We start from the raw sequence: 18785 nt of genomic DNA, 5'->3' as shown, positions 1-18785 counted from the left end.
GTTGCTCCTGTTATTCCTGTCGCTCCCGTTGGACCTGTTGAACCCGTTGCTCCTGTTATTCCCGTCGCTCCCGTTGGACCTGTTGAACCCGTTGCTCCTGTTATTCCTGTCGCTCCTGTTGGACCCGTTGCTCCCGTTGGACCTGTGTCGCCTGTCGCTCCTGTTGGGCCTGTTGAACCTGTCGCTCCCGTTGAACCTGTCGCTCCTGTTGAACCCGTTGCTCCTGTTATTCCCGTTGCTCCCGTTGGACCTGTTGAACCTGTCGCTCCTGTTGAACCTGTCGCTCCCGTTGGACCTGTTGAACCTGTCGGACCAACCTTAGGAACTGTCCCATCGCAACTAAAACAGCATGAATCAACATGTACACCATTTTGATTATTACACCCACAATATCCATTTATGTTATTGCTCCATGAAGACATGTTGATCACTTCCTTTACATTCGATCTTTTTAGCGCAATCACCGAATTAAAAAACACCTATCTAAATAACAAAGAAATACTTTGCCTAGTCGGGGATAAAACACAGATTTCCTCCATACATTCTAGTAATTATTACATGCGATTCTCACTCCTTTTGCTTGTACTTTCGCCCCCTCTCCACAGATTATTAACCATACACATTACACTTTCGTACACAGCCAAGTTCCCATTTAAACTTTTCACATTCGCCAATATTTTTAGTAAAGAGACTTACTCTCCATAAAGTGAAACTTTAATCAGCCCGACTCCCACCTAACTTCTTTGCTCCATCCAAATTTTGAGATGTGAATCTTACAGCCGGACAAATAGCGGGATAAATAACGACTATAATATATAAAAATTCATATAATTTGTTATTTTTCGTCAAAATTTTAAAAATATATTGACACTTAAAATACCCTCATAGTATGATTTGGGTGTTGTAATTGATAACCATTTTCACTTATGGTGCTAGTTATAAAAAACACTTAATTTGGGGGCAGAAGATGAAGAAAATTCTCAGTATTTTCATAGTAGTTCTTCTATTCGCTGTTGGATGCGGACAGCAAAAAGAGGAGAAAAAAGAAACAAAAGCGGACAATAAAAATCAAGCTATAACAATTAAACACGCTGAAGGGGAAACGAAGTTAGATAAACCAGCGAAAAAAGTAGTTGTACTTGAGTGGGTATATTCAGAAGACTTATTAACACTTGGTGTTCAGCCAGTAGGGATGGCAGACATTAAGAATTATAATAAATGGGTAAATACAAAAACAAAACCGAGTAAAGATGTTGTAGATGTAGGGACACGTCAACAACCAAACTTAGAAGAAATTAGCCGTTTAAAGCCAGACTTAATTATCACAGCTTCATTCCGTGGTAAAGCAATTAAAAATGAATTAGAGCAAATTGCACCAACAGTTATGTTTGATCCATCAACAAGTAATAACGATCACTTTGCTGAAATGACAGAAACATTTAAACAAATTGCAAAAGCAGTTGGAAAAGAAGAAGAAGGTAAAAAAGTATTAGCTGATATGGATAAAGCATTCGCTGATGCAAAAGCAAAAATTGAGAAAGCAGACTTAAAAGATAAAAACATCGCAATGGCACAAGCATTTACTGCTAAAAACGTACCAACATTCCGTATCTTAACTGACAATTCTTTAGCTTTACAAGTTACAAAAAAATTAGGTTTAACAAATACTTTTGAAGCGGGAAAATCTGAGCCAGATGGTTTCAAACAAACAACTGTAGAATCATTACAAAGTGTACAAGATTCAAACTTCATTTACATTGTAGCGGATGAAGATAACATTTTTGACACGCAACTAAAAGGCAACCCTGCTTGGGAAGAATTAAAGTTCAAAAAAGAAAACAAAATGTATAAATTAAAAGGCGACACTTGGATTTTCGGTGGTCCTGAGTCTGCAACATCTTTAGCAACACAAGTAGCAGATGTAATGACAGCGAAGAAGTGATTACACGATGAATAGCCTAAAACATACACTTCGAGCAAGTCTTGTATTCGGAGGAGGAGCAGCTCTCTTGCTCCTCCTTTTCTTTATTCATATCGGACAAGGTCAAGCAAACATTTCCTATAGTATGATTATTGATGCTCTTATCTCACCGAACCAATCGCTAGAACATCAAACTTTAATCATGCTTCGATTACCTAGAGCTGTAATTGCCATTTTAGCTGGAGGCGCTCTTGCTGCATCAGGGGTTATTTTACAAACGTTAACGAAAAATCCACTTGCTGAATCCAGTACAATGGGTATTCACTCTGGCGCATATTTCTTTCTAGTAGCGGCTACAATTTTCTTACCGAAAGATTTACAAATTAATTCTCTTCTGTTCACATTTATCGGTGGTGCTATTACTGCTTTATTTGTATACCGTATTTCTGGTGGAAAAAAGGGAACCCCACTTAGAATGGCATTAGCTGGTATGGTCGTTACATTAATGCTCTCTGCCTTTACCGGAACGATGCAGCTTTTCTATGAAAATGAAACAGCTGGTTTATTTTTATGGGGAGCTGGCTCTCTTATTCAAAATAACTGGGATGGCGTTCAATTTGCTTTTCCATTTATCATTATTTCTTTCCTAGTTTTACTATTTATGTCTCGTAAACTCAACATTCTCTTACTTGGTGATGATGTTGCTATTTCTCTTGGTGAAAAAACAGCAGTAACACGTCTTATCGCCTTCATTGCTGCAATCTTTTTAACAGCAGTAATTGTTACTGTTGTTGGACCAATTGGCTTTGTCGGCTTAGTTGCACCTCATTTAATGCGCCTTATCGGATACCGTCAACACTTTACTCTTCTTCTCTCTTCTTTCTTATGGGGGGCAGTATTATTGCTTGGAGCAGATGTTGTCGGTAGATTAATAGATCCAACCGGTGCAGAACTTCCCGTTGGGGCAGTCACAGCAATGATTGGATCTCCTTGGCTTATTTACTTAGTGTATCGAATGATGAAGTCGAAACAATATATGAATGATAACGGTGCGAATGCAGCTGGAGCTAGTTCCCGCTATTACTCTTATAAAAAGGTAATCATTATATCTATCACACTTTGTATTGTGACGATTGCTCTTGGTGTTACAATCGGTAGTAACGCTTATATCGAAAGCATTACTAATGTTATATCAGGTCAATTAACACAATTTGACAAAAATATGATGATGAATCTTCGTTTACCAAGAATGCTCGTTGCTGCTATTGCTGGCGCATGCCTTGCAATAAGTGGGCTTGTTTTCCAAAGTATATTACGAAACCCACTTGCCGATCCTTCTATTATTGGTATTTCATCGGGAGCTGGTGTCGGTGCTTTAACGATTATGTATGTCTTTCCTGCACTTCCTGGTTTCTTCCTACCAATTGGTGCATTTATTGGCGGACTACTTGCAGTTGGAATTGTCCTCTTCTTCTCTTGGAAATCAGGATTTAGTCCAACAGCTCTCGCTTTAATAGGGATTGGTATTTCTGCACTTGGCTCAGCAATTATTCAAATCTTTATCGTTAGAGCCAATTTGAATGTTGCCGCTGCTTTAACATGGTTATCTGGCAGTACGTATGCAAGAGGGTGGAATCACTTAGAAAATATCATTCTATATCCATCTCTAATTCTTGTATTCATTATCTTTTTCTTAATAAAACAACTTGACGTTCTCGTACTGGGAGACGATTTAGCAACTGGACTTGGGCAACCAGTAAATAAAACACGTCTTGCTCTAATTGTGCTAGCGACACTACTTGCATCAGTAAATATCGCTGCTGTCGGTACAATTGCCTTTTTAGGCCTTGTCGCACCTCACTTAGCAAGAATTGTTGTTGGTATGAACCATCAAAGACTATTCGTTTGTTCAGCACTATTTGGAGCAATCCTTCTTTCTGTTGCTGACTTACTTGGACGTACAATCGCATATCCGAAAGAAATTCCTTCTGGCCTTGTCGTTGCTGTACTTGGAGCACCTTATTTCTTATGGTTGATGAGGAAGAGTGGGAAGAAAGTTAATTAAAAAGGAGGCTTCGTTTTAGAAGCCTCCTTTTTATATACTAAATAAAGTGAAACTTTAATTAGTGGGGGGGTTCTTCATCCCCACTGATTATTAACCCAAACCAATTGGGCTTTTATGAGCAGTGGATCTCCCACCTAACTTCTTTGCTCCAGCCGAATCTTGAGGTGGGAATTTTACTGCAGGTGAATAGCGGGATAAATTACTCTGATCTCACTAATTTCACAGATTTAGTCCCTCCCATAAACTCATGATGTACAGTTAATGTGTTCTCCTCAAGTTTCAAATCAACCTTCTGTTTTCTTTCTCCCATTAAAAATACAAGCTCTATGGAAATAATCCCTTGGTCCACACTTAATATTCGAAAGCCTCCTATAGTAGTCCCTTTCCCAAAAATATTATGTTCCATAAATTCTCCGCCTGTTTTCTCACTATTAATAGATTCTATTTCCAACCCAACTGGCCTGTCTGTACTTTCTGATGACATCCAAGACCCCTTTAACTTTCCAATATCAGCCTCTTTTTTCTTTTCATTTTTTAACTCTTCCTCTTTTTTCTTAACTTCTGCTTGTTGAGTTAGTAAGCCATCTATTTGCTTATTCAGCTCTTCGGCCCGTTGATTTTCCGAAATAAATTGTTGATTTTGGCCAGTATCGTTAACAATTTTATTTACTATCCCTTTAGCCTCTTCATACTTTTTATCATTCTTTAACTTCTCTGCCTTTTCCAATTGACCTATATATTGACCTTTTAACTCTTTATGCTCTATGAGCGAATCTTTTTGTTCTTTCGCTTGACTTTGAAGGATTGCGGAACCATCTTTCATCTTTTCTACTTCTTGAAACAAACCTATTGCTTGTTCTATATTTCCACTCGATTTCTCTTTTATCGAACTTATCATCTTAGTAGTTTGGTCTTTTAATACCTTTGCTTCTTTATCATCCTTTTTCTCTTCTAATGCTAGCTCAAATGATGCTACTGCCGTGTCATATTCTTTACTCGCTAACGCCAATTTCCCTTGATCCATTGCTTTTTTATAGGTTTCATTGCTACATCCTACCATTAAAAATAAAATTATGATTCCTAAAATCAATCTTTTCATAATATCCCCCTAAATTAATATAATTCTATATACACTAAATAGTATCATAAAATTTATATATAAAATTTTAAATACCATCATTAAAACATAAAGGGAACTTGTCATTTCTTCTCGAACTTAATCTATGAACATAAGTAGAGGGGGATAACAATAATGTACCAAACAATTGACGGCTTCTTGCAATCATGGACATACGAAGCAGAGTCTACTCAGAAAATGCTTGATTCATTAACCGATGCATCTTTATCACAAGAAATTGCACCTGGACATTGGACGTTAGGAAGAGTCGCTTGGCATATCGTGACGGCAATTCCTGTTATACTATCTGGCACAGGGCTAAAGTTTGAAGGAGAAACGAAAGATTATCCTGTTCAAACTTCTGCAAAAACAATTGCAGATGAGTACCGTAAAGTGAATGCGGCTTTTGTTGAAGCACTTCAAAGCGAATGGACTAATAAAGATTTAGCAACTATTAATGACTTCTTTGGTCGCCCTATGCCGAATTCTATATTTTTAATGACACTTATTAATCATCAAAATCATCATCGCGGGCAAATGACGGTTTTAATGCGACAAGCTGGCTTAACAGTTCCTGGCGTATATGGCCCCGCAAAAGAAGAATGGGCTGCGGCTGGAATGGAAGCTCCTAAAATGTAACGACAAAAAAGACAAGATGTTTACATATCTTGTCTTTTTCTGTAACTTGTTTCATGTGAAACTATTTTTTCTTAATGGTTGTTTTATGGAAAAGATAGGTTAAAATGAATACATATTACGAAGAGGAGTAACCAAATTGAATACAAAAAATAAAAAAATAGCTATGGGAACTATTTTACTAACTTCTCTTATTGGAGTTATTAGTGTATCTCTTTATTTCACCTATTATGGTACCCCTTGGGGAAAACAAGTAGCAATTACGGAATCAAAAGAATATATTACAAAATACTTCGATTTAGATGCGGTAGTCAAAAATACTTCTTACGATGCTAAAATGAATAGCTATGCGATCTCCTTTAAAACAAGTACTGACGGAGAGTTTACTATCGAATATAAAAGTCCAAATAACTTTAACATTTCTCCAGGAGTACAAGATTATTTAAGTAAACACTCTAAATTTACAGAGTAGTAACGAAGCATATATATACAAAAAAGGAGTTAGTATAACACCAACTCCTTTTACGTATTCTTATCATACTGCTATATCTTCCTTCTCTATATTTTTAATGCCGTAATACGCAATCACAACTCCAATTGCTGCCAATGCTAGTTGAAGAGGAAGAAAAGTTGCTGTAGAAAACTCTGGGTTGCCATTCATTGCAATTGTGACAACGATAAGAGATGAAACAATTGTAGTTGGCACGGAACGTTTACGCATTCCGAAATATAATGGGATTAAACTCATCCCCGCAGTTGCGATGGCCAAAGGAACTAGTTTTATTCCTTCTTGCATCAATTGATCTACTGTAAATGAATTAGGAAGAATTGAAAAATAGCTATCTATACCAAAGAAAACTCCTACTACTAAAATGTTAGATACAATAACTGTTATAAATGTTACTATTGCTGCAATAGCCAACTTACTAGCCATCATTTTCTTCCGATTAATAGGGTAAGAAAACATAAGTAGTATTGTTTTATTTTTATATTCACCAATTATTAGCCTTGCGATTAATACACTACCAAAAACAATAAACGTTGCTCTTACTATTGCGCTAGCCATTAACAATATCGTCTCTGGATTCCTTATTTCTGCATCACCTTCTACTTGAGCGATGATGCTCACAAAGATCATTAATGCCAGTATAACAATATTTGCAATAATTGCTCTCTTCACGTACCAACCAAGCTTAAACTTTTTCAATTCTAGCTTCATTAAATGTAGCATGATAGTGTCCTCCTTCCTCCTAAGATTTAATCAATATAAATGACTCCTGTTTCACTTAAAATCTTCGCTTCATTTTTTGCATCACCAATCGTTCCTACTTTTATTTTTTCTGTATTTTTATCTTTCTTAAGTCCTTTTAAATCCACTATTACGTCAGTCAAATTACTTTTAGCCGTAAGTTGTAAAGAAGTCGGAACCCCTTTATATCGTACGCCAATATCCCCTGATTTTGTTTCTATAAATAATGATTTTCCTTCTGTCATATCTTTCAGCAATACTTCCCCAGATGTTGAAGTGATGTTCATATTTGAGTTACTTACATTTGTTATATAGTTATCACCAGTCGTAGACTTTATATTTAATTCTTGTACTGAACTATCTTTTACAACTAACTCTCCACTTTGCGATATGAATTCACCTTTCTCGGCTGATAGTCCTACAATCATTCCATCCCCAGATTTGCCTTTCGTCATGATACTTTTTACTACTAGATCTCTTATTTTCACATCACCCGATTTATTATTTACTATAATTTTATCTATCTCTTTCTTCGGAATAGCTATACATATACTATTCTTCTTCCTAAACGTAAAACCATTAAAAAATTTGTTCGCCTCTTGTTTTTGCTTAACCATAATTTTATTTTCATCATTTTCTATTTTGACGGGATCTATCTCTTTATCTGCTTGTTCACCTTGAGCGGAAATTACTATTTTATTAGCGTCTGTACTTTTAAATTCAAGATTCCAGTTTTCATTGTCTACTTGTATTTCTTTTATATTATTTATCTCAAAAGACTTTTCTTTCTTAAAATCTTTCCCCTGAAACACCTTAATACCAAAAACTACACTAGCAATTGTAATGAATAATATTGCAATTACTATTATTTTTTTCACCAGTCATACCCCAGTTCGTTGTTGTTTTAGGCTTGCTTCACGCCACATCGATCTTGTCGATTTTACGAAACGATAGATAACTAATGAAAATTCCTAATAAACAGAGCACGATTGGGATAGCTATAAAATCAAACATACTTACTTGACCGTTTCCAGGACCATAGTTACCACTAATCAGCAAGCCAATTATTACTGCTGAAGTAATCGTTGTCGGTGTCGATTTCTTTCTCATTCCAAAAAATAAAGGAATTAAACTTATACCAGATATCATAAATGCACTTATAATAGTACCTGGAACGATAGCTATTATTTCACCTATCGTAGCAGGTGTTTCAATCAGTCCCATCATTGGACTCACAAAATATACGAGCAAGCTAATAATGAAAGTCGCGATAATCGTGCTCACAAAACAAAAACAGAAAACAATTGTTAATTTCGCACTCATTAGCATTTTCCTTTGTAGCGGATACATAAATGATAGTTGTATCGTTTTGTTCTTATACTCATCAATTACTAAACGTGATAAAATGACTGAACTAAAAATAATGAATGTTATCCTAATAAAAATATTTACTAAAGCCATGTTCTGTGTGAAGTCAAAGAAGAGCACGTCTCCCTCGGCTTTCATTCCCCATGCCATAAGGCTTACTGCAGCGAAAATTGCTATAATACAAATTGCTACACTTTTAAAGTAACTAGATAATTGATGTTTCTTCCATTCGAGCTTCATTAATTTAAACATATAAACCACGCCTCCATTCTTTATATACCTGTCTCTACGCTGCTAACATTCTAATTCCAGCAGTAACGAAGCTTAACATTCCTATCACTAGTACAATGAACAACCATTTCCGCTCTGGTTTTCTATAATATAAAATTCCACTTATTAGCATTACGATAAATCCACTTACCAGGTTCAGCCACAGTCCATTAAGCATGAATACCTTCTCCATCCATTACATTTAAGAAATATTCCTCTAAAGAACTATGTTTCTTATTAATACTTTCAATTTCCACATCGTTCATAATAAGTGCTTTTGAAATGGCTTGCTGTGTCACCGCCACTTCATAAACCCGAATCATGTTTCCACTCATTATTTTGTAGTTTTTTATACCAAGTTTATCTTCTAAAATATAAGCTGCACGCTTCACATCAGGAACAGTAATTTCAATGTACTCTGTTTGTTTTCCGTTAATACTCTTCATTGAAACTTCTTTTATTAGTTTTCCATTTTGAATGACACCAATTGTATCCGCCATTAATTCCATCTCACCTAAAATATGGCTAGAAACTAATAATGTAATGCCATATTCTTTGCAGAGCATTTTAAATAAGTCTCTTAATTCTTTAATACCAATTGGATCTAAACCGTTAATGGGTTCATCTAAAATGAGTAATTCTGGCTTTGTTACGATTGCCCTTGCAATACCGAGTCGTTGTTTCATTCCTAATGAAAAATCTTTTACTTTTTTATTATCTATACCTTGCAGCTTCACTAAATGTAAAGCATGGTCAATTTCATTTCTATCGTAATAGCCCATATATTCACAATGTAATTCTAAGTTTTCTTTCGCCGTTAATTTATCATAAAAGATTGGATATTCAATAATCGTCCCCATTCTCTTTAATACTTCATAAGATGTATCTGTTAACTTCTCACCGAAAATTTCAATCTCACCGCTCGTCGGTTTTATTAAATTTGTAATCATTTTCATAATCGTTGTTTTACCAGCACCGTTTGGTCCTAAAAAACCGTAAATTTCTCCTTTTTTCACATGCATGTTAACACCGGAAATAACTTCTTTCCCTTTAAACACTTTCGTTAACTGATTTGTTTTTAATATATATGTCATGTTACTTTCCCCTTTCGCAATACTCTATATTTCTATAATAGACAACGGAAATCTCTTTTTTCTTACCCGTTTCTTACAAATTCCTTACGCTGAAAAAAAAGCTTGTAGAATCTACTTCTCTACAAGCTAAAACTGCATCTTTTTTAATGCAACTGTAAAAATTGTTTTTTCATACGGCTTACTAGAAAGATGAATTTTTCCATCCATCGCTTCCACAAGCCTTTTCGTAATCGTTAACCCTAAACCGCTCCCTTGGTACAATCTATTTCTTGAATCTTCAAGTGTGTACATACGCTCGAACACTTTATCAATATGCGATTCATCAATTCCTTTTCCTGTATCCCATACGTCTATATACACATTCGTTTCATCATCTCTTAACGTCATACCAAGTGTCTTTCCATCGTCTCCATATGTAATCGCATTTGATATTAAATTGTTCAATACCCTGCCTAATACTTCTACATTTCCAAGTGCATATATATTTCTTTCCGGTATATCAATATGAACATGAAAACCTTTCGATGTTACTAAATCATAAAAAGATAAAATCTTCTCACGACAAACCTCATTCATATTTACTTTTGTCATCTCGATTGCCTTGTCACCAGATTCTAGTTTTGCTAAATCAAAAAACTTATGAATCAGTTCCATTACTTCTAGTGTTTTCACATGCACCTTTTCAAGTAATATTTGCTGTTCTTCTTTATTCATCGTTTTGTCCTTATTTAACATTTCTGTATATCCAAGAATAACTGTTAGTGGCGTCTTTAAATCATGTGAAATATTTGAAAGCATTTTTCTCATCGAAATTTCTACTTTTGCATGATCTGCATTCGTTTTCTGTTTTGCATCTAATAATTGATTAATTGCCACTAATAATTTTTGCAATTCTAGATCATCTGTCATAACGAGTAACTTCTCGCCCGTTTGTACATTTACAATATTTTCTAACTTTTCATATGTGTATCGTAAATTTTTACTACTATTTTTTCTCATTTTATATTGTATGTAAATGACACATAACAATATAAAAATAATACTTATTAACAAATTGACCATATTACATCACTTCCAACTTATAGCCGATACCCCATAACGTTTTAATATATTCTGGATTAGATGGATCACTTTCGATTTTCTCACGCAATCTTCTCATATGAACATTAATAACGTTATCGTCACCGTAATACTCTTCGTTCCAAATTAGTGTATATATTTGTGCTTTTGTAAATACACGATTTTGATTCTTTACAAACAATTTTAGAATCTCAAATTCTTTTAAAGTAAGTTTGAGAGGCTTCCCGTTTTTTTCTACAGTAAAATTAATTGGATCAATCGTTAAATCACCAATTTGAATCATCTTTTCTGTTGTTTCTGTAGCCGAATATTTCGTAGATCTTCGAATACCTGCCTTTACACGTGCAGCTAATTCAATCATAGAAAATGGCTTACAAATGTAATCATCTGCTCCAAGTCCTAATCCAACAGCTTTATCAACATCTGTATCTTTTGCCGACATCATTAAAATCGGAACAGCACTTTTTTCTCGAATGATTCGTACAACCTCTAAGCCATCTAGCTTCGGCATCATAATGTCGAGGATAATCAAATCAAATGAACCTTTTAAATATGTGTTCACGCCTTCTTCTCCATCAGACGCAATTGTTACTTGAAAGCCCTCTTTTATCAAATACTTTTCCACCATCTCTTGAATTGAGAGATCATCTTCAACTAATAAAATATGATGTGACATATGTCTATCCCCTTTTTACAAACGTTAACAACTCAATTGTATCGTAACTACTACAGACTGGAAACAAATATATGAATTTTCAAACCAACTTCCCTTCCTTCCTTAACAATGATATGATGAAATTCACTATGATTGTTCATAATTAACTTTATATAAAGGAGACTTATCATGTCAGAAAACAAAAAAGTAAGCTTAGCTGATTTAATGCGTGAACAACTTGCTAAGAAAAAGCAAGGAAATGGAAATGGTCAAAATGCAAAAAATCAAAGCCAAGAAACAAAAAAACTACAAAATCAACAAACGAAAAAGACAAACAACCAACGTAGACGTACAGGTGTGTAAATGAACGGACAAAAACGTTCTAATATCGCACCCGGTCTTGAAGTTGATATTGTATTAAAACAAGATCAACGAACAGGTAAATTAACACGTGGCATTGTAAAAGATATTTTAACAAACTCCCCTTCCCATCCGCATGGCATTAAAGTGCGATTGCAGGACGGACAAGTCGGTAGAGTACAAAATATCGTTCAATAAGAAAAGGAGCTCAAGTAAACTCGAGCTCCTTTTCTTTATTAACCTTTAATTTTCTCGATGAAAACTACTTTTAAATAGTCTCCTTCTTTAAATTGATCAATGGTACGGAAATCTTCTGGTAAAGAATGTTCTTCTAATATTTTATATTTGCCATTCATTTCTTTAAAGGCTGTATCGATAAAGCCTTTAAACTTTTTCATATCGAATGCGCTACAATTTGTAGAAGCAACGATAATTCCGTTATTTTCTGTAATGGCAATTGTTTCTTTTAATAAGTTTTTATAATCTTTCGCTGCACTAAATGTATATTTTTTTGATCGGGCGAAGCTTGGAGGATCAAGTACGACCATATCAAATTTCATCTTTTTCTTAGCTGCATATTTGAAGTAAAGAAATACATCTTCTACAATAATATCTTGTGCTTCATAATCAACTTCATTTACACTAAACTGCTCAATCGTTTTACTTAAACTACGATTTGCAAGGTCAACACTCGTCGTTTTACTCGCTCCGCCAAGCGCTGCAAATACAGAGAAAGCACCTGTATAAGAGAACATATTTAACACTGTTCTTCCCTTTGCATATTTATCACGAATTTGTTTTCGAACGTTACGTTGATCTAAAAATACACCAACCATTGCCCCATCATTTAAATAAACCGCAAAGTTTACACCGTTCTCTTTTACGATAATCGGGAACTCACCGCGCTCTCCTGCTACGAAATCATCGCCTTCAATGTATTTCCCTTTCGTATCAAAACGCTTTTTCTCATAAATACCTTTAAAGTTTGCTACTTTTTGAAGAGCGGCTATAATCTCATCTCTGAAAGTGTAAATCCCTTCACTATACCAACTTACTACGTAGTAGCCATCATAATAATCGATAATTAGTCCTCCAAGACCATCACCTTCACCATTCACCACACGGAATGCTGTCGTATCACTTGATTTGTAAAATTGCTTTCGTTTATGTAAGGCAGATTTGATTTTACTTTCAAAGAAAGATTGATTAATTTGTTCACTCTCTTTTCTCGTTAAAATCCAGCCATATCCTTTATTTTGTTTTCCATAATAGCCTTTTCCGATAAATTGGTTCTTCTCATCTACTACTTTGATGATTGTTCCTTCTTCCTGAACATCATTTAAATTTTGAATCGCATCTTTTAAAATAAGCGGATATCCACTTTTAATTTCTTTTATAAATTTCGGTTTTATTTTTACTGTTACTTCTGATCGCATATAATAACTTCCTTTCCATTTGCATGCTTTCTCTACAGGAAGCATTTAAAAAACGAGACTGAAAAAACAGCCTCGTTTCACTATACCATATTATTGCTTTGCTAGTACAACTAGCTCATTCTCGCACTTAATCGCCACATATTTACTACGTTTTGAAATGAAAATCTCACTGTCCAAAATAATAGAAAAAAACTTATATATTTCACATTTATCATTGACAATGATAATGATTTTCATTATCATTTAATGTATATGAGTTCTTGAAAATATAGCTACATTTATAGGAGGAATAAACATGATTATCGTTACAAATACAGCTAAAATTACAAAGGGAAATGGACATAAATTAATTGAGCGTTTTAATAAAGTAGGTAAAGTTGAAACGATGCCAGGCTTTTTAGGTCTAGAAGTTCTTTTAACGCAAAATACAGTTGATTATGATGAAGTAACAATTAGCACTCGCTGGAATGCAAAAGAAGATTTCCAAGGTTGGACAAAGAGCGCTGCATTTAAAGATGCTCACTCACATCAAGGCGGAATGCCAGAATATATTCTTGATAATAAAATTGCTTACTATGATGTAAAAGTTGTACGTATGCCAATGGCTGCAGCACAGTAAAAACAGTCCTTTTTTAAAGTATAGAATATGAGAAGCGTTATCTATCACTTCTCATATTCTATACTTTTTTCTTTAATTTCTTTTTACTAATTTTGCGTGTACAACTAGCCTTCCAGCCTCTGGATCAAGCGCATAATCACAAGTAGAAAGTGTTACGATTTCATCATTAGCCGTCAATTCCGTATCCGTTTTGTACAGTGATTTTTCTTGAATTTCCTTTAAGAACGATGTATATGCTGCATCATTTTCAAAATCCGTTTCAATGTAATAAAAGTCCGTTGTTGTCGTGTATACTGAAAAAACTTCAACGTCGTATCCTTCAAATAATGTATCGTAATATAATTTACGATGAGACATAAAAAAGTCTTCATCCAACATCTTTTTTAAACTACCAAACATAGAACCGTCTTTCATACGATGGCCATATAAAATCGTATTTCGATTTTGAGATTTCACATCATTACGATGGTCCATAAAAATGCTTCCCGCTCTCATATCTTCACCTTTATAATTACGAAATAAATAGTAATCATTATCTTTTGCTTGAACGATTGGATAATTAATTTGTGTATCATCCATCGTAATCCATCCGACTATCTCTGGATTAATTTTCTGGAGATCCTGAAACTGTTTACGTACCTCTCCATCTTCTGATTTTTCTTCCATTGGACTTCTTTTATAAATATGTTGTGCCTCAGCCATTACTTTACGATTTTCATAATAATCCATGAAAATCCCGCCCAACTCATAAATTGAATAGAAAAAGATTCCTAAAAACACAATTGTAAGTATGCGTTGAAAAAAAGAATTCTTTTTCCGTCCTTTCTTACTATTCAAATTATCACCTCAAAACGGATTATGCTCAGCCTTTAGATTCCCATAGGTACCATGTACAATCCGGTATCTTCATCCTGCTTTACAATGACATCTACACCATATATTGCTTTAACCATTTCTTCTGTTATTACATCATTAGGAATACCTTTCGTAATGATTTCTCCATCTTTCATAACGATAATATGGTCGCTATAACGAATGGCTTGATTAATATCATGTAATACCATTACAATCGTTAGTCCATGCACTTCATTTAACTCTTTCACTAACTCTAATATTTCTAACTGATAGTAAATATCTAAATATGTGGTCGGTTCATCTAAGAAGAGCATTGGTGTATTTTGAGCTAATGTCATCGCGATCCAAACTCGCTGCCTCTCTCCACCAGATAAAGCATAAATTGGCTTATCACGCTTACTTTGTAAATTCGTACATACTAGTGCACGCTCAATCGCTTCTCTATCTTCATCTGTTTGCGGAGAGAATATATTTTTATATGGCATACGCCCGAAGCTTATTAGCTTTTCCACTGTAATATCTGCTGGAGCCTCATTTTGTTGATGGACAACCGCTAGCTTTCTAGCAAACTCTTTCGGTTTATATTCACCAATCGCTTTCCCATCAAGTATTACTTCTCCACTGCTAGGAGCGTGGTTTCTAGACATGACACTAAGTAATGTTGATTTCCCACATCCATTCGGTCCAATGATTGTTGTAATTTTCCCAATTTCTATTTCACTACTAACAGACTTTAAACGATTTGTTACGTTATCGTATGAAAAGGTTACATTTTTAATTTCCATGAACTTTATCACTCTTTCTAAGCAAAAATATTAAGAATGGACCACCAATAACCGCCATAATTGTTGCTGCTGGAATTTCATTAGGTGGCACAATTAACCTTCCAATTGTATCTGCCGTCAAAATTAATAACGCCCCTGCAAGAGCAGAAAATGGAATTAATACTTTATGGTCTGAACCGACTAATTGTCTTGAAATATGCGGAACTAGTAATCCTACAAAAGCAATAACACCTGCAATCGCTGTTGATACTGCCGCTAAGAGTACTGCAATGGCAGAAATAATAAGACGAACTCTCGTCACGTGCAAGCCTAAGTTTTTCGCAGTCTTATCTTGTAGCGATAATAAGTTACACCAAGCTCCTACGAACAGAGCAAGAATAAGACCAATCGTTCCATAAGTCACCATTATTTCTACATCGCCCCATGTCTTCATTGTTATGTTAGAAGTCGTCGTTTGCTTAATACTCTTAATAAAATACCCACAAATCGTAACGAATGATTCATTTAATCCAGTAAACATTGCATTAATGGCAATACCAATTAAAATAATGCGAAGCGGGCTTAATCCTGATTTCCATGAAAACGAATAAACGAGATAACATGCAAGCGCACCACCTAAAAAGGCGAATACGGGTGTCCAGAAAAAGAATTGCGGGAACAACGTAATAATAACGAGTGTCATAAAACTTGCTCCTGAAGATATACCGATTACCCCAGCATCGGCGAGTGGATTTTTCATAACAGCTTGAAAAAGCACACCTGAAACAGCGAGAGCCGCTCCAGTGAACAACGCAATAATAATACGCGGGAAACGTAAATCTTTAATGACTTCAACATCTTCATTTCCACCTGTAAATATCCCTTGTACAAGTTCAACAATACCTACTTCTAAACTCCCTTTCATCGCTGACAATGATGTCATAACAATAAGCAATGCAGTAACAATGAGGAAACTCCAAGTTTTTTTATTCATTCTACTCTTCCTTTATATTAAAATGCATCACGGATACATCATTTTTTTCAATTCATCTAACGCTTCAATTGCTGCTAAATTGCCTGTCGTTCCAAATAAACGCTCTTCTAAATCGTAAACACGGTTATTTTTAACCGCAGCAAAGTGTTTCCAAATATCATTTGTTTTAAATTCTTTATCAAACATTTTTACAACTTCATCAGGCATACCATGAGCTGCTCGTAAAATAATATCTGGATCAGCTTTCTTTAAATACTCTGTATTAGAAGCTAAATATTCTACTTGTTCACCTTGCACAATATTTTTACCACCTAGTTGTTTCACTAAATCTCCAATATAAGAATGCTCTGTTGCTACTAAATAACTTCCCGGCACACCTAATAAAATAAGCACTGTCGGTTCTTTCTTTCCTTTTACTTCTTTTTGAATGCTAGCAACCTTTTTATCTAATTTAGTTACTACTGCTTCGGCCTGTTTTTCACGCCCATATTTCTTACCTAAATCGCTAATAGAACTTTGCATATTTTTCAAACTCGTTAAATCTAAAAAGTTTGCTTTCATACCCACACCATCAAAAACCGGCTTTAATTCATATTCAAGTGTTGTCACAGATAACACTTCTGAAGGCTTTAATGACTTTACCTTTTCCATATCTGGACTCATTGGATTCCCAACTTCAGGTAAACCTTTATATCGCTTCGGTAAAGTTTTAGAGCTTGTTGGAACGCCAACTAAATCTACTTCTAACGCATCCATAATTTCAGTAACAGCCAATGTTGTTGCAACAACGCGCTCTTTACTTTCACTCTTTACCTGCTTTGCTGATTCTTTTTTTGGTGATGAGCACCCGGCTATACTCATTAACAAAATGATAGCCATTAGTACACTTGCAATTTTCTTCACTCTCAATCACCACTCCTTTCCATACAATATGAAACAAGTCTTGATACACGCGAATATGCATCAAGACTCCAAAAATTACAATCTACCTGCTCTATATTTACGAACTAGTAAAGCAAGTGAACCTAGCAGTAACACCATGTATAAACCAAGTTGTGCTGTATCTGCAGTTTTTGAATTTTTCTCTTTTTTTGAATCATTTTTTGTATCTTCTTTTTTCTTCTGACCATCTGCATTTCGGTTAAAATCAGGAGTACCTACTGTTTTTACATTATCTACTTTCGGTGTAGTCACTGGATTTTTCGGTTCCTCTTTAAGAGTTCCTAACGCGCCGATATTATTTGTATCAAATTGAATTTGTACATCGTAGAAATGATGGTAGTTCATCTCATCGATGTCTACCTTTACTTTTGCGTTTAATTTTTTAAATAGATCTTCTACTTCAAACTGTACTACTCGCGTATTTGCATTTTTATCTTCGCTTACTACTTTCGCATCAGCGAATAGTTCCTTGTTTTCCGTTTGGAATTTCGTAATCCACGCACTATTTTTCAGCACCATCTCAATATATTTTTTACCATCTTTTACGATTAATTTCGCTGGATTTACAACATAGTCATGCATCTTTGAAATCTCATCTGTTTTATCTTTTAATACTTTAAATGTAATATCATATTGGCCATCTACTAAATTTTTCGGATCAACTATTACTCTCGGTTTATTATTTTCACCTTGGTTATTGTTTCCACCTTGGTTGTCGTTTCCACCTTGGTTGTTGTTTCCGCCTTGGTTGTCGTTTCCGCCTTGGTTGTTGTTTCCGCCTTGGTTGTCGTTTCCGTCTTGGTTGTTGTTTCCGCCTTGGTTGTTGTTTCCGCCTTGGTTGTTGTTTCCGCCTTGGGTCCCTAAAGCTTTAATACTGTCTTGATCAAATACAAATTGAACATCATAGACATGGTGATAATTCATTGAATCAATATCTACTTTTACTTTTGCATTTAATTTTTTAGACAAATCGTTTACTTCTACTTCTACTACTCTTGTATTTTGTTCTTTATTTTCACTTAACACTTTTGCATTAACGAAAGAACCATTTTTCTCAAATTCAAATTTCGTAATCCATGTACTATTTGTTAATGTAAACGATACGTATTTCTTACCATCTTTTACTTTTAATACACCTGGGCTTTTTGTGTATGTGTTCATCATTGAGATTTCATCTGTTTGATCTTTTAACACTTTAAAGCCAATGCTGTATTCACCATCTTTAAGAGCTTTTGGATCAATTGTTGTGTTATTATCTTGGTTGTTGTTTTCACCTTGGTTGGTGTTTTCACCTTGGTTGGTGTTTCCACCTTGGTTGGTGTTTTCACCTTGGTTGGTGTTTCCACCTTGGTTGGTGTTT

Annotated in this window: 21 protein-coding genes and 1 pseudogene; 7 read left to right on the top strand and 15 right to left on the bottom strand. The window is 34.9% G+C overall.

Going from position 1 to position 18785, the window contains the following annotated elements; all coding sequences use genetic code 11:
- Nucleotides 1-422, bottom strand: a pseudogene (locus tag ACTFRU_RS29055) (collagen-like protein); the annotation flags it as partial.
- Between the two features lie 545 nt (nucleotides 423-967).
- On the opposite strand from ACTFRU_RS29055, the gene ACTFRU_RS29050 reads away from it, so the two are divergent.
- Nucleotides 968-1942: an ABC transporter substrate-binding protein gene (locus tag ACTFRU_RS29050; RefSeq protein WP_025709894.1), complete on the top strand. Its 975-nt coding sequence runs from the start codon at nucleotides 968-970 to the stop codon at nucleotides 1940-1942.
- Nucleotides 1943-1949: 7 nt separating this feature from the next.
- Nucleotides 1950-3986 carry a Fe(3+)-hydroxamate ABC transporter permease FhuB gene (fhuB, locus tag ACTFRU_RS29045; protein WP_016125948.1) on the top strand — a complete coding sequence of 679 codons (2037 nt, stop codon included), beginning with the start codon at nucleotides 1950-1952 and terminating at the stop codon, nucleotides 3984-3986.
- Nucleotides 3987-4185: 199 nt separating this feature from the next.
- Here the strand turns inward: fhuB and ACTFRU_RS29040 are convergent, their stop codons facing one another.
- The gene (locus ACTFRU_RS29040) at nucleotides 4186-5085 is read right to left on the bottom strand and encodes a hypothetical protein (RefSeq protein WP_440038000.1); all 900 of its coding nucleotides are present in this window, start codon (nucleotides 5083-5085) and stop codon (nucleotides 4186-4188) included.
- 153 nt (nucleotides 5086-5238) lie between these two features.
- Between ACTFRU_RS29040 and ACTFRU_RS29035 the strand changes: the two genes are divergently transcribed.
- Together ACTFRU_RS29035 and ACTFRU_RS29030 are read left to right on the top strand one after the other, a co-directional pair.
- Complete coding sequence (locus ACTFRU_RS29035) at nucleotides 5239-5742, top strand: DinB family protein (RefSeq protein WP_088362147.1); 504 nt, start codon at nucleotides 5239-5241, stop codon at nucleotides 5740-5742.
- A gap of 136 nt (nucleotides 5743-5878) precedes the next feature.
- Nucleotides 5879-6211 (top strand): YfjL-like protein, encoded by a 333-nt coding sequence (locus ACTFRU_RS29030; protein WP_001093303.1) that lies wholly within the window; start codon nucleotides 5879-5881, stop codon nucleotides 6209-6211.
- 63 nt (nucleotides 6212-6274) lie between these two features.
- Here ACTFRU_RS29030 and ACTFRU_RS29025 read toward each other — a convergent pair whose 3' ends face one another.
- From ACTFRU_RS29025 to ACTFRU_RS28995, 7 genes are all read right to left on the bottom strand, one after another.
- The gene (locus ACTFRU_RS29025) at nucleotides 6275-6970 is read right to left on the bottom strand and encodes an ABC transporter permease (protein WP_440037999.1); all 696 of its coding nucleotides are present in this window, start codon (nucleotides 6968-6970) and stop codon (nucleotides 6275-6277) included.
- Between the two features lie 26 nt (nucleotides 6971-6996).
- Nucleotides 6997-7866, bottom strand: coding sequence for a DUF4097 family beta strand repeat-containing protein (locus ACTFRU_RS29020; protein ID WP_088362148.1), 870 nt, complete (start codon nucleotides 7864-7866; stop codon nucleotides 6997-6999).
- A 37-nt stretch (nucleotides 7867-7903) separates the two neighbouring features.
- Nucleotides 7904-8608: an ABC transporter permease gene (locus ACTFRU_RS29015; RefSeq protein ID WP_000475549.1), complete on the bottom strand. Its 705-nt coding sequence runs from the start codon at nucleotides 8606-8608 to the stop codon at nucleotides 7904-7906.
- Nucleotides 8609-8642: 34 nt separating this feature from the next.
- Complete coding sequence (locus ACTFRU_RS29010; protein ID WP_000931813.1) at nucleotides 8643-8804, bottom strand: hypothetical protein; 162 nt, start codon at nucleotides 8802-8804, stop codon at nucleotides 8643-8645.
- The gene (locus ACTFRU_RS29005) at nucleotides 8797-9720 is read right to left on the bottom strand and encodes an ABC transporter ATP-binding protein (RefSeq protein WP_000221071.1); all 924 of its coding nucleotides are present in this window, start codon (nucleotides 9718-9720) and stop codon (nucleotides 8797-8799) included. The genes ACTFRU_RS29010 and ACTFRU_RS29005 overlap by 8 nt, the downstream gene beginning before the upstream one ends.
- Before the next feature lie 126 nt (nucleotides 9721-9846).
- On the bottom strand, nucleotides 9847-10782 hold the full coding sequence (locus ACTFRU_RS29000; protein WP_016125943.1) for a HAMP domain-containing histidine kinase: 936 nt from the start codon (nucleotides 10780-10782) through the stop codon (nucleotides 9847-9849).
- A gap of 1 nt (nucleotide 10783) precedes the next feature.
- Nucleotides 10784-11476 (bottom strand): response regulator transcription factor, encoded by a 693-nt coding sequence (locus tag ACTFRU_RS28995; protein WP_000018056.1) that lies wholly within the window; start codon nucleotides 11474-11476, stop codon nucleotides 10784-10786.
- A 168-nt stretch (nucleotides 11477-11644) separates the two neighbouring features.
- Between ACTFRU_RS28995 and ACTFRU_RS28990 the strand changes: the two genes are divergently transcribed.
- Nucleotides 11645-11818, top strand: a complete 174-nt coding sequence (locus ACTFRU_RS28990; protein WP_001293578.1) for a hypothetical protein — start codon at nucleotides 11645-11647, stop codon at nucleotides 11816-11818.
- On the top strand, nucleotides 11819-12013 hold the full coding sequence (locus tag ACTFRU_RS28985; RefSeq protein WP_001014310.1) for a YwbE family protein: 195 nt from the start codon (nucleotides 11819-11821) through the stop codon (nucleotides 12011-12013).
- Between the two features lie 38 nt (nucleotides 12014-12051).
- On the opposite strand, the gene ACTFRU_RS28980 is transcribed toward ACTFRU_RS28985, so the two are convergent.
- Nucleotides 12052-13251, bottom strand: coding sequence for a class I SAM-dependent rRNA methyltransferase (locus tag ACTFRU_RS28980; protein ID WP_025690701.1), 1200 nt, complete (start codon nucleotides 13249-13251; stop codon nucleotides 12052-12054).
- Nucleotides 13252-13546: 295 nt separating this feature from the next.
- Here ACTFRU_RS28980 and isdG point away from each other — a divergent pair, with 295 nt between their 5' ends.
- Nucleotides 13547-13870 (top strand): heme oxygenase, encoded by a 324-nt coding sequence (gene isdG, locus ACTFRU_RS28975; protein WP_000587818.1) that lies wholly within the window; start codon nucleotides 13547-13549, stop codon nucleotides 13868-13870.
- Between the two features lie 72 nt (nucleotides 13871-13942).
- Here isdG and srtB read toward each other — a convergent pair whose 3' ends face one another.
- The 5 genes from srtB to ACTFRU_RS28950 all read right to left on the bottom strand — a co-directional run.
- Nucleotides 13943-14707, bottom strand: coding sequence for a class B sortase (gene srtB, locus ACTFRU_RS28970; RefSeq protein WP_001086120.1), 765 nt, complete (start codon nucleotides 14705-14707; stop codon nucleotides 13943-13945).
- Between the two features lie 32 nt (nucleotides 14708-14739).
- Nucleotides 14740-15510, bottom strand: coding sequence for an ABC transporter ATP-binding protein (locus ACTFRU_RS28965; RefSeq protein ID WP_000403758.1), 771 nt, complete (start codon nucleotides 15508-15510; stop codon nucleotides 14740-14742).
- A complete protein-coding gene (locus ACTFRU_RS28960; protein WP_001036848.1) occupies nucleotides 15500-16483 on the bottom strand; it encodes a FecCD family ABC transporter permease in 984 nt (327 codons plus the stop codon). Before ACTFRU_RS28960 ends, ACTFRU_RS28965 begins: the two co-directional genes overlap by 11 nt.
- A 27-nt stretch (nucleotides 16484-16510) precedes the next feature.
- Nucleotides 16511-17392 (bottom strand): heme ABC transporter substrate-binding protein IsdE, encoded by an 882-nt coding sequence (gene isdE, locus ACTFRU_RS28955; protein ID WP_440037998.1) that lies wholly within the window; start codon nucleotides 17390-17392, stop codon nucleotides 16511-16513.
- A gap of 69 nt (nucleotides 17393-17461) precedes the next feature.
- Nucleotides 17462-18785: NEAT domain-containing protein (locus ACTFRU_RS28950; RefSeq protein ID WP_440037997.1), on the bottom strand; the 1324-nt coding region annotated here is incomplete at its 5' end.

Origin of the sequence: Bacillus cereus group sp. MYBK220-1, from assembly GCF_051916445.1 — a bacterium.
Taxonomy (GTDB): Bacteria; Bacillota; Bacilli; order Bacillales; family Bacillaceae_G; genus Bacillus_A; species Bacillus_A cereus.
Note: the sequence above shows the minus strand (reverse complement) of the source record. Positions and strands in the feature narration are given on the sequence as shown.